Here is a 14,770-nt window from a genome sequence, read left to right as displayed (position 1 = left end):
TCGTCATACCGTGGCCGCGCGCGGCGTGCCGATCAAGCGGGCGATGCCGTCATGCCACATCCCCACGAAAGCCGCCTCCAGGTGGCGCGCATAGCGGGCCGCGTCACACAGCGGCGATACGAGCAACGAGGCGCGCGCGTCGCGGCGAAGCGCGGCAAGGCGTGGCGGATCGGCCGCGAAGGCGACAGCCTTGGCGACGTAGTCGTCGTTGTCCTTGGCGATCCACTCAGCCAAACCCGCCGAATGCAGCATGCTCGTGCAGATGTTGGACAAGAAGCGATCGCCCTGCCGGCACAGCACCGGCACGCCCATCCACAAGCCCTCGACACTCGTCGTGCCGCCCGGGTAGGGGAATGGACTCAACGCGATGTCGACGCGGTTGTACGCCGCGAAGTACTCGGCGCGCGGCGAGCGGCCTTCGAGAGTCAAGCGCGACGGATCGATGCCTCGGGCCGCGAAGCGCTCGCGCGTGGTATCGCATGTAGGTGCATCGTCGAGTTGCTTCGCCTTGAGAAACAGACGGGAGCCGGGCACCGCATGAAGGATGCGCGCCCAGACATCGACGACGCTATCGTTCATCTTCATCAGATGATTGAAACAGCCGAACGTCACATGGCCTTCGCGCTCGAGGGGTAAGGGGCCGATGTCGACCCGCTCCGCTGGCGGCGTGAAGCATAGATAGCTATCGGGCAAGCGCCAGAGCCGCTCGGTGTAATGATCCTGCGCATCTCGCGGCAACACGTGAGGATCGCCGAGCAGATAGTCCATCGCCGGCAAACCCGTGCTCGCGAAATAGCCGAGCCAGCTCGCCTGCACCGGGGCCGCGCGCCAAGCGAACAGCGGCAACCGGTTGTAGTTCATGTGCCCCGACAAATCGAGCAGCAAGTCGATGCGATCGTGGCGAATGCGCCGGGCTGCCTGCTCGTCGTTCATGGAGGCAAGCGGCGTCCACGCCGAGAAATACGGCTTAATGCGTGCGGTCAGTGCGTCTTCGAAGCGACGAGTCGGATAGGCAACAAGCTCGATCCGGCTGCGGTCGATGTGGGCCAGCAGGCTTTCGAGGAAATGGCCTGTCGGGTGAATCTTCAAATCGCCCGAAACGAGCCCGACGCGCAACGGGCCGTTGCGCCGCGGCTCGGTCGAGACAAGCCAGTCGCGCCAGGGTTTGGCCGCGGCCGTGGCGATGCGCCCGAACTCCTTGGCCTCGGCAAGATAGGCCGATGGGTCCAGGTCCTCGCGGTAGCTGAGGATGAACAGCAGATTGCTGCGCGCTTCCAAGAGGCCGGGCTTGAGTGCGATTGCAGCGCGATAGGCTTCGATCGCGGCGTCGAGATCGCCGAGGTCGACCAGCGCGTTGGCCAAATTGTTGTGGGCTTCCGCGTACTCGGGTTGCAACGCGATGACGGTCTTGAAGCATTCCACGGCCTGCGAGAGCTGGCCCGCCTCGCGCAGCAAGTTGCCCAAGTTGTTATGCGCATGCACATACCCCGGCTTCAGCGCGATCGCTTGCCGAAAACTTTCCATTGCCGCCGCACGCATGCCGCGGGCCGCTAGCGCATTGCCCAGGTTGCCGTAGAAGATTTCGCTTTCGCGGTGGGCCAAAGCGGCCATGATCAGTTCGCAAGCGCGTACGTACTCGCCCCGGTGATAGGCGATCAGGCCCGACAAGTGCAACGCGTCCGCATGGTTCGGATCGACGGCAAGGATTTGGCGATAGATCGCTTCGGCTTCGGCGAAGCGGCCCGCCTGTTGATGGGCTAAGCCGGTTTCGATGGGGGGCGCGCTAAGTCCGATCGATGCCGCTCGCACGACGGGCACGGTCGGCGCCACAGACCCCGCATCGTTGCTCGACGTCGCCTGTGCGCCGATGAGGGGCGGTGTCACGAATCGAATCCCGCCCGATGAGCTTTGGGTGGTGACGATGGGGCCCGCCTGTGTTGACGCGAGCCCTTGCCCGCCCAAGCCTTGCTTTAGCTGCTCGACCGGATTGGTGAATAGACGCCCCGTCATCGAGCCACGCTCATTCGCCATACTTGCGCAGATAGCGCTCGTAACCCGCGCGCCACGGCGGCGTATTGAACGCACCGGCGCTCTCGTGCACGACGCTGATCGGCCACGTACCCATCTTCAGGCCTTTCAACTCGGCTTGGCGGCAGAAATCCATGTCGTAGAAATGGAAGTCGAATTGCTCGTCGAAGCGCACGCCGCTCTCGATCAAACGCGCGCTATCGGCAACGAGCATGAGACCGTCGAGCAACTTGCACTCGACGCCGGTCGGCCCGAAGTACGAGATGCCGTCGCTCGCCAGCCCCTTCCCGTGTCCCACCGAGCCGCTCAGATATTCGGCCGTATCCCAAGCGAATTGAGGCGTGGCGAAGGCCCACGCCGGCTGTTGCGGCGAGCGGCGGCGGTTGCCGGCCAGGCCCAGCACGTCGAACTGCCGCAGCCCTTCGTGTACGCGATCCATCCAAAAGAAATCGTTGATCGACACATCGTCGTGCACGAAGACCAGGATGGCCGGGTTGCCCGCGGCCTGTTCGATTGCAGCGTTGTAGAGCGTCGATAGACCGGTGGTGTTGCTGTCGAATAGCAGCAGCTCGGGCATCTTGGCTTGATGCATGACGGCTAGCGAACGGCCGAGAGCGGTTTCGCGCAAGAAGCTCTCTTGCGAGTGGCGCGTCGCGCAGACGAGCCGAATCGGCTTGGCGCTGAAATCGCTCGCGTTACCGCGCCACACCGCGGTCCCCACGATGATCGGGTCCGATGCGGCAGCTTGAGGTGCGCTCTCTTTCGTGAAGAGGAAGAACGGTTCGCGCACGTTACACCCAACCATGTCGGCATCGAGATCGCCAAGTACGGCCGCGTGCGGCAGCAACTCGCCGCTAAAACCCGCCGCATGGAAGTGCTCGGCGATATCGGCGCCGAAGAAGCGAACGTGGTCGGATTGGCCGAAGTAGCGCGTTGCAAACGGCTCGCTCGGGGCCTTGTTCAACTCGAACGTGTACTTGAGAACCGGCGAATACGGCGTTTGCGCGACCAGGTGGCCGCCCGGCTTCAAGCAGCGGCTGAATTGGGCGAGCGCCGCATCGGGCTGCGCCACGTGCTCCAGCACGTGGTTGCAGATGATCAGATCGAAATAGTGGTCGGGGAAATCGAGCGCTTCGACATCGAGCCTGCGATGCGCCGGCGAACGCGGATACAGATCGCCCGCGATATATTCGAGCGGCCCGAGCCGGCGAATCCGCTCTTCGATTTTGGGCTCCGGCGCGACATGTAAGATCCGCATCGCCGGGGCCTGCTCGAGCAAGCCCGTGAATGCGATGTACAGCCAGAGATGGCGATCGCGGTCATTGCTGTAGCAATGGGGGCACGAGTGGCGCTCGAGCGTCGAGCCGACCGATTCGATCTGCTGTAGGAATTCGAGATCGACGGCATGAGGAAACGGCAACCAACGATCGACCGGTTTCTCGCATACGACGCAAATGTTCTGCTTGACGACCGGACGCGCGGCCGCCGCAGCTGCCGCGGCAGCAGCCGCTGCCGCCGCACTACGCTGCGCGATTCGGCCTGCGACGGCGCTACGCGCAAATTCGAGGTTCGCCTGGAAGCGCGGCGAGCTAAACAACTCGCTCGAATCGCGCTCGACCAAATCGGGCAAATCCGCGAGCAAACGCTTGATCTCGGGCAATTCGTTGCGGCCGTTCTGATTGCCCGGGTAGCCCGCGTACAGTTCGGCCAGCCGTCGGCCCGCATGGGCGAGTTCCGACGTATTCAAATTGCCGGCCGCCCCTTCGGCGCGCACGAAAATTTCCCACTCGTACATACCGGCGCTGAAGTTGGCGCTGCCCACATCGGATTGCTGTCCGCTGTGCCGGCGAAACGCGCTCAGATAGCCGCCCACAGCCACGATCGGCGCGCGCTCTGCCAGGTTCAAATACATCGCCACGTCGTTCAGGAAGTCTAGCTTCAGCGAACGATAGTCGAGCACGTTCGCCTCATCGACGAACGCGCGGCGCACCATAACGTTGGTGGGTTCGCCGATGAAGTTGTGGATCTGTCCGATCATCCCGCGCACGAGCGTACCGCGGTCCACCAGCGCGCGCTGGCCCGGTTCGAGCAACGGGGCGGGCGTCGCGGTCACCTCATCGTTCTCATTGATGATCACGCGCTCATGAAACGCGAGCGCCGACTGCGGGTTCGCCTCGAGCGCGGACACGAGCGCTTCGACCGATTCCGGCATCAGCACGTCGTCGTCGTAAAGCCACTTGACATAGGTGCCCGTGGCCCGCTCCCACAACCGCTGCGAATTGCGAAGCCCGTTTTGGAAACCGTGATGGAAGTAGCGGATGCGCGGATCGCCTTGCTGCGCGACGAGGGCGGCAAGCGCGCCGTCGACCGTATCGTCGCCCACGAGGATTTCGATATCCGTATAGGTTTGTTGCCGCGCGCTCACCAGGGCCCTCGTTAGATACTCGGGCTTGTACGCAGGGATGAGAATGCTGACAGTTGCCATTGATGCGAATCCTTCGGTAAACGGTACGAGTCAGGTATGCACGACGGCAAACCAACTTCTCCACATTGCGCGGGCGGCGTCCTCTATCCCACGCACGACGGGCATTTTTCGATTGCCGCAAGCTTACCGGTCGGGGCCGCGGTTCGATTTGCTGAAAAGGGACGGTTTTACGGCCCAATTTCTCCGTCTCTCCCGGCATTCATTCGAAATGGCCCGGATTCCGCCCCCTGATCGACAGATAGGGAAACCGGCGGCGCGACTAGACTTCACAGCAATGGTCGCAAGCCACGCCCGCGCTGCGCCGAACCCCAATGCGCCTAGGTGTAGACCCAATGGACAAACTGATTCCCGTCACCCAACCGTACCTGCCGCCGCTGGAGGAATTCGTCCCCTATCTGGAGGCGATCTGGGACAGCAAGACGGTCACCAACGGGGGCAAGTTTCACGCGCAGCTCGAGCGAGCGCTGTGCGAGTACTTGGGCGTCGAGTTTTTGTCGCTGTTTTCGAACGGTACGCTCGCGCTCATCACGGCGTTGCAGGCGATGAAGATCACGGGCGAGGTCATTACGACGCCGTTCAGTTTCGTCGCCACGACGCATGCGCTGCATTGGAACGGCATTCGCCCTGTTTTCGCCGACATCGACCCCGTGACAATGAATCTCGATCCGAGGAAGATCGAGGCGGCCATCACGCCGCAGACCACCGCCATCTTGCCCGTGCACGTCTATGGTTCGCCGTGCGAGGTCGAGGAAATCGAACGTATCGCCGACACCTACGGCCTGCGCGTGCTCTATGACGCGGCGCATGCGTTCGGCGTGCGCAAGCACGGCAAATCTGTGCTCGAGTTCGGCGACATGTCAGTGTTGAGTTTCCACGGCACCAAGATTTTCAACACATTCGAAGGCGGCGCGATCATCAGCCATGACGCGAAGACAAAACGCCGCATCGACCAGTTAAAGAATTTCGGTTTCGTCGACGAAGTCACCGTCGTTGCGCCGGGTATCAACGGCAAAATGAACGAAGTGCAGGCCGCCTTCGGCCTGCTACAGTTGCAGCATATGGAGAAAATCCAGGCCGAGCGGGCGCGCGTCGACGAACGCTATCGGGCAGCGCTTGCCAATGTCGAAGGCCTGGTGCTTCCGGCAACGCCTGCCGACTGCACGCGCAACCATTCGTATTTCCCCGTTCGCATCACGCGCGACTTTCCGATCAGCCGCGATGCGCTGTATAACGAATTGCGCACGCACAACATCGCGGCGCGCCGCTACTTTTACCCGCTTATCAGCGAGTTTCCGACCTACCGCGGATTGCCGTCCGCCGGGCGTTCGAATCTGCCGGTAGCCAGCGAAATCGCAGAGCAAGTCCTTTGCTTGCCGATCTACCCCGCGCTGACGCCGGCCGAGCAGGATCGCATCATCGATCTCGTCATGACTTTCGCGGGGCGGCAGCAGTATGCAAGCTGAACGCCGGCTGGCGATCATGCAGCCTTACTTCTTTCCCTATATCGGCTACTTTCAGCTGATGGCGAAAGTCGATGCGTTTGTCGTGTACGACGATGTGAATTACATCAACAAAGGTTGGATCAATCGCAATCGCATTAATGTCGCGGGCGTAGCCCATATGGTCACGGTGCCGCTGCAACAAGCGAGCCAAAACCGCTTGATCTGCGACATCGAACTCGAGGCAACACCGAGTTGGCGCGACAAGATGCTCAAGACCATCGAGCAGAGCTATACACGCGCGCCGCAATTTCAGCACGTATTTCCGCTCGTCGAGCGGGTCGTCCGTCATGACGCGTCGAATCTGGCCGATTACCTGCTCCATGGTCTCACCGCGGTGCGCGATTATTTGCGCCTATCCACGGATATCGTCGCGACGTCCCGCCAATATGCGAATGCCGCATTGAAGGGCCAGGATCGCATCATCGATATTTGCCTTCAGGAGCGCACGAGCGTATACGTCAATGCCATTGGGGGCATGGAGCTCTACACGCGAAGCGAGTTCGCCGATAAAGGGCTCGAACTGAAGTTCCTGCAACCGGTACTCACTCCGTATGAGTGCGGCCGGCTTGCCTATGTCCCGGGACTGTCGATCATCGACGCGATGATGTGGAACGACCCGGCGGTTGTCGATCAAATGCTTCGTTGCGCCACTTTGTCATGAGTTCTGGTTACCACTCTCTGATCAGTCATTACGAGGATTGCCTCGCCCGCCATGGCGATACGCATCGCGGCGTCGATTGGCCCAACGCGGACGATGCCGCCAAGCGCTACCAGGTGATGCTCGACGTCATCAAGCCGAGCCATGGTCCGGCCACGTTGCTCGATTTCGGTTGCGGCGCCTCGCATCTGTATCAGTACATGCTGGAGCGCGGCGTGACCGACGTGCGTTACACCGGCCTCGATGCCTCACCGGCCTTTTGCGAATTGTCGAGCACGAAGTACCCTCAGAACGAATACCTGTGCGTTGACATTTTGAGCGAACCTGATCGGCTCGGCACGTTCGACTACGTCGTGATGAACGGTGTGTTCACCGAGAAACGCGAGATGTCGTACGACGCGATGTGGGATTACTTCGGGAAGATGCTGCGCGCCGTATTCGCCAAGACTCGCCGAGGGATCGCTTTCAATGTGATGTCGAAAGAGGTCGATTGGGAGCGCGACGATCTCTTCCATGTCCCGCTCACCGACCTGACTCACTTTCTAGCTCGGGAGCTCTCGCGTCATTACGTCGTGCGGCATGACTATGGACTGTACGAGTACACGACGTACGTCTACAAGGAGTCCAACTGATGGCAAACGTCGTCATATTCGGCATTCAAGACTATGCCGAGCTCGCCCACTACTACCTCGAGCACGACTCGCCGCACAAGGTTGTCGCGTTCTGCGTCAATCGCGACTATCTGCCCGAGAGCGGTACCTTCAGGGGGCTGCCGGTCGTCGCATTCGAAGACGTGAGCGAATCGCATCCGCCGTCGGATTTCAGTTTTTTCGCACCGATGTCGCCCAAGCACATGAATCGCGATCGCGAACGGGTCTACCTCGAGATCAAGCAACGCGGCTACACGCTCGTCAGCTACGTGAGCTCGAAAGCCACGCGCTTCGATAACCCGATCGGCGATAACTGCTTCATCCTCGAAGACAACACGTTGCAACCGTTCACGTCGATCGGCAACAACGTCGTGCTGTGGAGCGGCAATCACATCGGGCATCACGGACGCATCGAAGACCATGTGACAGTCACCTCGCATGTCGTCATGTCCGGCCACTGCACGATCGGCGCTTACAGCTTCCTAGGTGTAAACGCAACGTTGCGCGACGGCATAAAGATCGGCGAAGGTTCATTCATCGCCATGGCCGCCGCCGTGATGAAAAGCACCGAGCCTTGGTCCGTCTACAAAGGCAACCCCGCGACGAAGCTGGCCATGCCGAGCACGGATTTGAAGCTGTAAGAGGTCGTAGATGGCAAACATTCGCTGGCAAAAACGCGCTCTCGTCTACAACGTGGACGACCGGCTGCCATGGGCGAAATCGCATGCTCAGATTCCCACGGTGGCGGGTGTGCAGGGCGGGACGCTGCAAGTGCTGTTCAGCAGTCGCGACGAGCATAACCGCAGCGCGATCGCATCGCTCCAGGTCGCGATCGACAACCCTGGTCGAGTCGTCAACGTCGAGCGCGACCCGGTTATGCAACTCGGCAAGCTCGGGACATTCGACGACTGCGGCATGATGCCGTCGTCCGTCGTCGAGCGCGACGGCATCCGATATCTGTACTACATCGGCTGGAACGTTCGCAATACGATCCCGTATCACAACTCGGTGGGACTCGCGATCAGCGAGGATGACGGCCGCACCTACCGGCGGCTGTTCGAGGGGCCCGTGATGGACCGTACGGCGGAAGAGCCGTACTTTTGCGGCACGACCTGCGTGCGCATCGAGAACGGCATTTGGCGCAACTGGTATCTGTCGTGCACGGGCTGGATGCTGGTGGACGGCAAACCGGAACCGCGCTATCACCTCAAGTATGCCGAGTCGCTCGACGGTATCCACTGGACGCGAAAAGGACTCGTCGCGATCGACTATGCGGACGATTCCGAAGGCGGTCTCGTGCGCGCCTCGGTTCATTTCGACGGCAAGCTTTATCGCATGTGGTACTGCCGTCGAAGCTACAGCGGGTACCGCGAAAGCAGTGCCGGCAGCTATCGCATGGGATACGCGGAATCCGACGACGGTCTTGTTTGGCGGAGATTCGACGAACGCGCGGGACTGGACGTATCGGAAACCGGTTGGGACTCGTTCATGGTCGCATACCCAGAGGTTGCCGAAGTCGGCGGCCGGCTATATTGCTTTTATAACGGCAACGGATTCGGCGCGAGCGGTTTCGGCTACGCCGAAGCCGTCGACGCCTAGGCTCAGGAATCGAACATGCAACCGATGAGCATCGTCCAAGGCGATCTCGCGCGCCTCGGCTATGTCGTGCTGGCGTCCGAGGCATTGCAGGCTCGCATGCGCGCTGTCAAGGCACGCTTCGAACAACGCTTTCTCGCCCAATTCACGACCGACGCTGTCCGCAATCGACATATCGTCAAGTTGCTTGCCGAAGACATCGACGTCAAGCGGTTCTTCAGCTCGGAAGAACTCGTCGATGCGCTGCGCGCACATGTGAGCATCGTCGAACCCGTGCAGACCGGACCCGTCGTCACGCACTACACGGCAAGCGATTTGACCGGAAACAACTACGGCCTTCCGTTTCACCAAGATTGGCCGAGCATGGGCACCTCGACGAGGGGCGTGATCGCATGGACCTCGATCGGCGATATCAGCCGCGCGGGCCCGGGACTGCGGATCGTGCCCGGTAGTCAGGCGCGCGGTTTGTGGCCCGGCAAGCAGACCGACTCCGGCTACGTCCTCGACGATCAGGAGGTGACCGGTGCGCTCGACGTCGAAGTTCAGGCCGGCCAAATTCTATTGATGTCGCCGTTTCTCGTTCACAAAACGAAGGTTTCCGACGAGCCCGGATGGAAGCTCTCGCTGTCCTGCCGCTTCGACGACTTCGCCTGTGAAACCTGGAATCGCCGCAATTTCGTCAGCGCCTATCGAACGGCGGTCGATCGCGGCGTGTACTTGCAAGGGTGCGAGTAGCGGCGTGGCGTGGCGCGGCCGGTGGATGCGCGGCCACGCCATGTAGCGATCTCATCGGCTGAAGATGCAGTTCCAAAGTCCGGCATAGTTCTGCACCGGGTGCCGGCTCGTTAGCTCGAGCCCGACATCGTGCAGCGTGCCGGCAAGTTCATCGAGCTTCGCTTCTTCGATCTCGATGAAGACTTCCTTGCAGCGGGACAGCGATTCGCGCGCACCCGCGAGCACCGGCACTTCGTGGCCGTCGACATCGATCTTGATGTATTCCGGCGCGGGTAGGCCCATTTGTTCGCGCCAGCGATCGAAATGAACGAGCTGGATCGGATGCACGTGCTGTGGGGCGAAATGGTCGCCTGACACGGCAGTGGGCGAGCCGACGATTTTCTCGTGCGCGCCGAGTTCCATTTTATGGATGTATAGCTTGTCGATTCCGAAGCGATCCGACGCCGCGACGTTGAACGCGGCGATCTCGACGTCCTCCGCTCGATTGAGGAACGCATTCCACGACAGCAGAAAGTAGTTGGAAGGATCGGGCTCGACCGCCGTAACCTTCAGGCCACGCTTCGCCGCGTATAGCGCGAATATTCCGTTGCTGGCCCCGAAATCGTAGTAAGCGGCACCTTTGGGCAGTTGGTCGATCCAGTCGAGCAACTCGGGTTCGATGTAATCCAACCCTGCGGCCATCCACAAGAGCCGCTTGCTGGGCGCAAGCCAGCGCAGCGAGAGGCCGCGAACGCGACTCTCGTAGGTGTAACTATCCAGATCGAAAGCCTGTGCACGAGCAAGCGTGTCGTCGCTCACCAAGGTTTCGATAGGGACAAACTTCCAAGTGTTCATTGGCGGCCTTTCTGGGTTGCGCACGCAGGGGCAAGTTCCTCGGACCTTTCGAGGCATCGTGCCCGCTGCGTACGCGGTCTTCCGATGCTGTGAGAGTAGCGGTAGCGGCGGCGGAACGATTGTCGGAATAGACCCGAAATTGGGCGTCAATTGTACGGTTGCGAGGCCGCATCGGGTCCAAGCTTGAAAATTCCAGCCTTGATTGAAGCTGCCCCGAGCGCGGTAGAACGTCCGGACGACCCAACTGAGAGCACCTCAATCGAACGTGGTGCGCCCGAAGAAGCATTGCGACTTTGCTAGACACAACATAAATTGTCTTGTTAAGTGAAGTGGTATAAATTAGACTCCGACCCTAAACAAATCATCCAATTCATGGATGCGTATTTACCTTCGTATAGGACCATGATGAAGAGCAATAAATTGAAAGCACTAGGGTTGGGATTGATCGCCGCAGTCGCGGTTACTGCAACATCGGCAACCGCTCAAGTTTCGCCGGTGGGCACCCACTACTACAACAACGGGACTAGTGGCACGATGCAAACGAATACAGTCGTGCCCATTTTCTCCGCGAGCGATAATGCGCACGGCGCCATCGTCCAGACTTGCGCGGAGACGATCTACGGTTCCAGTTGGGGCTTAAACACCCTTGTCATCGCTTCCGCAACTCAGCCAACGCCGTTCAAGACCGGAAACATCGTTCTCTTCTCGGTTCTTGTACCGCCGATTTCGTCGTCACAGCTAACACAGCCAGTCTACATCCCCGCCGGTCAGGGGCTATGGGGCTACACCAGCGGTCAAGGTTCGATCTATTGCAACTATGATTTCGTGAGCTAAGACCCAGTTTTATAAACACGAAAAATTTGTGGCCAGACTGTGCTGGATAGCTCGTTACTACAACGCTATGGCATCCGAAAAATAGGCTGAGTACTCCACGAAACCATCCAAGACTGAACGCCGCTGCTGTAGTGAAATTTTGCGGCCCGCCGCATTGCGAAAATTCAATAGGACGATGATGAACAAAGATAAGTTGAAAGCTCTCGGGGTGGCATTGATTACCGCTGCCGCATTCATTTCCTCGTCGGCCAGCGCCGAGCTTTCGCCCGTCGGTAGCCGTTATTACAATAACAGCACGAGCTACTCGATGCCGACGAACACTGTTATTCAGATTTTTTCGGCGAGCGACAATGCGCACGGCGCGGTTATCCAGAGTTGCGCCGAAACGATTTGGGGCTCCAGCTGGGGGTTAAACACCCTCGTCATTGCCTCGCCGACTCAGCCGACTCCGTTCGTGACAGGGAACATCGTACTTTTCTCGGTTCTTGTGCCGCCTATTTCGTCTTCACACCTCCCCCATCCGGTTTACATCCCGGCTGGCATGGGGCTGTGGGGCTACACAAGCGGCCAGGGCTCGATCTATTGCAACTATGACTTAATGAGCTAGCAGTTGGCGGCCCCCGTCGCGAACATTCGTTCGCGACATTTTGGACAGCCGCCGCGCGCCCGTGAACGGCGGCGGCTCTGCCAGGAGGCATTCATCGGGCAACGTGACAAGAAACCAATCCGGCTTTCTGTAACTATGCCTACACAGTCGGCCCTGAACAATTCGTTTTGGTCGGCGGATGAACTCAGACTGCCGACGGCAGTAGCGGCGCCGCTGCCCGCCCGCCGAAAAGGTCGTGATTTGCACCGCTCGGCGGCCCGAACAGTTCCTTTCGCGGCCGCAGGGCAGCAATAGCGACGAGAGGCGCTGGAGACGAAGCCCCGCGCTTGCCCAACATGAAAGCGCTTCATTGGTTCGCCTAGCCTGTAACAGCGCGCGCGAGTACCGGCGTATTAGGTCGAAGAGACATCGTGAAACGCAATTTGGCCTCGACGTCCTGCTCGCTCGCCGAAGTGCGCATGATCTTGCACCGCGCGACAACGCACAAGGTGCCATGGTCCATACTTGCGCCGGGACCGCGTGGGGTACTAGTTGGGGATATAACACAGTGGTCGTCGCCTCGCCGACTCTGTCGCCCCATCAAAAGATCTAGACCACCGACTATTCCGATCCGGTCGACTTCGCATGTTCGGTCAATTCATTTGGACACACGCAACGAGGCGTTGCATCGTGTATGATGCATTTTCATTTTGTTCAACAACACTTGATACCAAAGTCCCATGCCACGCAACCAAAAAAAAGCATGGAATATTGAAATAACATCAAGCATCGATCAAAATGAACTCGCATTTTAATGAAACTAAAACCAATGACATTTATATGAAGACCAATTTGAAGATCTTCGGGGCGGCACTGAGCACCGCTGCGGCCATGCTGACCGCGGTCCCGGCCAGCGCTCAAGTCTACCCGATGGGTAACAACAGCTACAACAGCCAAGGCATGACCCCGGGAGGCATGCCCGTCAACACGGTTGTCAATATCGTTCCTGCCAGTTCCAATACGCACGGCATTATCGTTCAAAGCTGTAGCGAGACTGTATGGGGCAGCTCATGGGGGCCCAACACACTCGTAATCGCCTCCCCCACTCAGCCAACACCCTTAGCTACGGGAACCATCATCCTGTTTTCGGTCCTGGTGCCGCCGATTACCGTCGCAACGTTGTCGCACCCCGTCTACGTTCCGGCCGGTAACGGACTGTGGGGATATACGAGTGGCACAGGCGGGTCGATTTATTGCAATTACGACTTCTCAAATTAACAACACCTAATACGCCACGTACCCCGCGCTTCATGGGGTACGCAAGGCCGTTTCCGCCAATGGCCAAGACGGAGCAAAAGTTACTAAATTCAGTTCAAGACATCATAGTTGCAAAACACCGAAACGATAGCGCCCTACCTTACCCGGAGCACGACTTTTCACTTTAAAATCCCAGGTGAAGCAAGACCCGCCGCGCCGCCCCGTTGCGGCGGTGCGAAGACCCATTCCTCATAGCTTCGTCTACCGTCGAATTCTTGGAATTGCAATGGAAATCGGGCGATCTGAATGGGATGCTCCTTCGAAGCACTGTGAATTCCCACGATCGATTGTCCATCGGGTGCCATAACGAGCACCCAATCCGCCTTTCCGGTCATCGGATCCACATAGATTTTGCGCAAATGCCGAACGACGTTCGGGTAGCGAGGATCACGCAAGAGGTCATCAAGTGTACGTGGCTGTGTCGCTTGCAGAATGGGCGTCGCCTGTGCATAACTAACCAATGCACGCTGAAATTCGTCGCCGATAAAGAGAAGCTCCTTTTCTGCCATCCGCCTTTGGTAAATCGCCCCAAGTTCTGCGGCTCCAGCAGCCGCGACCGCCATGATGGCAATGGAAATCATCAATGCTAGGTATGCGAACCCGGCCTGCCGATCGCATCGAATGTGCTTTGCCCTTCGCACGCCTAAAGGTCTCCGTATGCTTTTCCTTCGCTATTCTTGCCCTGCGCACCGCTCTTTACGTCATACACGTTGCCTTGCGCCTCGTCGCCCGGTGGCACGATATGCCAACTCTCGACGCTATTGGTGACCGGATCCACTGGAAGCGACCTCAGATAGTGCTTATCGACGAGTTCCTGCAAAGATTCGGGGTACCTACCCGTGTCGCCGTAGAATTTATCGATAGCATCTCGCGTCACATGCAAATTCTCCGCGAGCACCTTTTCTTTCGACCGATCTATCGAATGAAAGTACTCGGGCAGTGCAAGCGTCAACATCAGCGCGATGACCGACAGCACAATCAACAGCTCGATCAACGTAAAACCCGTTTGCGCGCGTCGATACCTTTCCACTTGTATCACCATTGACGATAAGGAACGCCGTTCAAGCCTGTTCCCTTGGACATCGAATAGACGTCGTACACGTCATCGCCCTCTTGCGGATCATCCGGCTCGCTCGCGTAGCTACGCTTGCCCCACGTGGCGGCGTTATTCAATTCAGTGTCCTCGTTCATCGGATCACGCGGGATTCGTCGCAAAAAGTACAGCTTGCCCTGCTTCGGATCGGATTGATCCGGTACTCCCTGCACGAGCACGTCGAGATTCGGAGGGTAGCCGCTTGCTTCTGCACTTACCGCTACACGGCCTTCTTTGCTCGCGGCCCGATAGGCATCGATTGCACGGCGTATCTCATGCAATGCCTGTCGCAGTTCCTGTTCGCGCTCTCGTTGTCTCATGACCTGCGCGGTCGGAACGACTAACGTCGCAAGGACGCCTAGGATGGCCAGCGTGACCAATAGCTCAATCAACGTAAAGCCGCGCGCCCCAGCGCGGCCCCGGAAAGTCCGCTTCGCGTCTTCTCGGCGCAT

General features: G+C 59.2%; 15 protein-coding genes. 9 read left to right on the top strand and 6 right to left on the bottom strand.

The genetic code is table 11. The features are described from left to right. Positions 1 to 3: 3 nt before the first annotated feature. Together AB1286_RS12355 and AB1286_RS12350 are read right to left on the bottom strand one after the other, a co-directional pair. Positions 4 to 2,010: a tetratricopeptide repeat protein gene (locus AB1286_RS12355; RefSeq protein WP_430363556.1), complete on the bottom strand. Its 2,007-nt coding sequence runs from the start codon at positions 2,008 to 2,010 to the stop codon at positions 4 to 6. A gap of 10 nt (positions 2,011 to 2,020) precedes the next feature. Further along, on the bottom strand, positions 2,021 to 4,513 hold the full coding sequence (locus AB1286_RS12350; protein ID WP_430363555.1) for a glycosyltransferase: 2,493 nt from the start codon (positions 4,511 to 4,513) through the stop codon (positions 2,021 to 2,023). Between the two features lie 296 nt (positions 4,514 to 4,809). Here AB1286_RS12350 and AB1286_RS12345 point away from each other — a divergent pair, with 296 nt between their 5' ends. From AB1286_RS12345 to AB1286_RS12320, 6 genes are read left to right on the top strand one after another with little or no spacing between them, the layout of a single operon-like run. Further along, positions 4,810 to 5,976, top strand: a complete 1,167-nt coding sequence (locus AB1286_RS12345) for a DegT/DnrJ/EryC1/StrS family aminotransferase (RefSeq protein ID WP_430365051.1) — start codon at positions 4,810 to 4,812, stop codon at positions 5,974 to 5,976. Continuing rightward, positions 5,966 to 6,676 (top strand): WbqC family protein, encoded by a 711-nt coding sequence (locus AB1286_RS12340; RefSeq protein ID WP_430363554.1) that lies wholly within the window; start codon positions 5,966 to 5,968, stop codon positions 6,674 to 6,676. The genes AB1286_RS12345 and AB1286_RS12340 overlap by 11 nt, the downstream gene beginning before the upstream one ends. Continuing rightward, positions 6,673 to 7,305, top strand: a complete 633-nt coding sequence (locus AB1286_RS12335) for a class I SAM-dependent methyltransferase (protein ID WP_430363553.1) — start codon at positions 6,673 to 6,675, stop codon at positions 7,303 to 7,305. Before AB1286_RS12340 ends, AB1286_RS12335 begins: the two co-directional genes overlap by 4 nt. Continuing rightward, positions 7,305 to 7,964, top strand: coding sequence for an acetyltransferase (locus AB1286_RS12330; protein WP_430363552.1), 660 nt, complete (start codon positions 7,305 to 7,307; stop codon positions 7,962 to 7,964). Before AB1286_RS12335 ends, AB1286_RS12330 begins: the two co-directional genes overlap by 1 nt. Before the next feature lie 10 nt (positions 7,965 to 7,974). After that, positions 7,975 to 8,922, top strand: a complete 948-nt coding sequence (locus AB1286_RS12325) for a hypothetical protein (RefSeq protein WP_430363551.1) — start codon at positions 7,975 to 7,977, stop codon at positions 8,920 to 8,922. 15 nt (positions 8,923 to 8,937) lie between these two features. Beyond that, positions 8,938 to 9,654, top strand: coding sequence for a phytanoyl-CoA dioxygenase family protein (locus AB1286_RS12320; protein WP_430363550.1), 717 nt, complete (start codon positions 8,938 to 8,940; stop codon positions 9,652 to 9,654). A 51-nt stretch (positions 9,655 to 9,705) separates the two neighbouring features. Here AB1286_RS12320 and AB1286_RS12315 read toward each other — a convergent pair whose 3' ends face one another. Then, positions 9,706 to 10,488 (bottom strand): FkbM family methyltransferase, encoded by a 783-nt coding sequence (locus tag AB1286_RS12315; protein ID WP_430363549.1) that lies wholly within the window; start codon positions 10,486 to 10,488, stop codon positions 9,706 to 9,708. Between the two features lie 405 nt (positions 10,489 to 10,893). Between AB1286_RS12315 and AB1286_RS12310 the strand changes: the two genes are divergently transcribed. The 3 genes from AB1286_RS12310 to AB1286_RS12300 all read left to right on the top strand — a co-directional run bounded on the left by AB1286_RS12310 (position 10,894) and on the right by AB1286_RS12300 (position 13,186). Then, a complete protein-coding gene (locus AB1286_RS12310) occupies positions 10,894 to 11,322 on the top strand; it encodes a hypothetical protein (RefSeq protein ID WP_430363548.1) in 429 nt (142 codons plus the stop codon). A gap of 178 nt (positions 11,323 to 11,500) precedes the next feature. Beyond that, a complete protein-coding gene (locus AB1286_RS12305; protein WP_430363547.1) occupies positions 11,501 to 11,929 on the top strand; it encodes a hypothetical protein in 429 nt (142 codons plus the stop codon). A gap of 777 nt (positions 11,930 to 12,706) precedes the next feature. Next, positions 12,707 to 13,186 (top strand): hypothetical protein, encoded by a 480-nt coding sequence (locus tag AB1286_RS12300; RefSeq protein ID WP_430363546.1) that lies wholly within the window; start codon positions 12,707 to 12,709, stop codon positions 13,184 to 13,186. Positions 13,187 to 13,344: 158 nt separating this feature from the next. Here AB1286_RS12300 and AB1286_RS12295 read toward each other — a convergent pair whose 3' ends face one another. The 3 genes from AB1286_RS12295 to AB1286_RS12285 all read right to left on the bottom strand — a co-directional run bounded on the left by AB1286_RS12295 (position 13,345) and on the right by AB1286_RS12285 (position 14,770). Next, entirely contained in the window at positions 13,345 to 13,806 is a 462-nt protein-coding gene (locus tag AB1286_RS12295; RefSeq protein ID WP_430363545.1) for a type II secretion system protein, read from the bottom strand. Between the two features lie 62 nt (positions 13,807 to 13,868). Beyond that, positions 13,869 to 14,267, bottom strand: a complete 399-nt coding sequence (locus AB1286_RS12290) for a type II secretion system protein (protein ID WP_430363544.1) — start codon at positions 14,265 to 14,267, stop codon at positions 13,869 to 13,871. Beyond that, entirely contained in the window at positions 14,261 to 14,770 is a 510-nt protein-coding gene (locus tag AB1286_RS12285; protein WP_430363543.1) for a type II secretion system protein, read from the bottom strand. The genes AB1286_RS12290 and AB1286_RS12285 overlap by 7 nt, the downstream gene beginning before the upstream one ends.

It is taken from the genome of Trinickia sp. NRRL B-1857 (assembly GCF_050470685.1).
In the GTDB taxonomy this organism is placed as follows: Bacteria; Pseudomonadota; Gammaproteobacteria; order Burkholderiales; family Burkholderiaceae; genus Trinickia.
The sequence above is the reverse complement of the archived record's forward strand: the minus strand, read 5'-3'. Positions and strand labels throughout refer to the sequence as shown.